Genomic DNA, 310 nt, shown 5'->3' on the forward strand with positions numbered 1-310 from the left:
TTGCCCAGCAGCTTCCAGGCGGCGGAGTACTTCGGGTCCTGTTCCACGCAGCGGCGCAGGTGTTCGGCGGCTTTTGCGGCATCGCCGGCGTCCAGGTAGCCCTTGCCCAGGCCGAAGCGCAGCAGCGGGTTGTCCACGCCCTTGGCGAGCATCTTTTCCAGCGAATCGATCATGGCGAGCCTCCATCAGCAGGCCGCCATTGTGCCTCAGCAAGCGGGCCTCAAGTGCGCCAGAACGCGGGCGTCAGCAGGATCAGCAGGGAAAACACTTCCAGCCGCCCCAGCACCATGGCAAGGCTCAGCACCAGCTT

The 310-nt window shown here is 65.2% G+C and carries 1 protein-coding gene; it reads right to left on the reverse strand.

What is annotated here, in order from left to right:
- On the reverse strand, nucleotides 1–173 hold a 173-nt coding region (locus tag ACCC94_RS30195; RefSeq protein WP_413353235.1), incomplete at its 3' end, for a tetratricopeptide repeat protein.
- Nucleotides 174–310: the final 137 nt, after the last annotated feature.

This window comes from Pseudomonas sp. Pseusp97 (genome assembly GCF_047304025.1).
In the GTDB taxonomy this organism is placed as follows: domain Bacteria; phylum Pseudomonadota; class Gammaproteobacteria; order Pseudomonadales; family Pseudomonadaceae; genus Pseudomonas.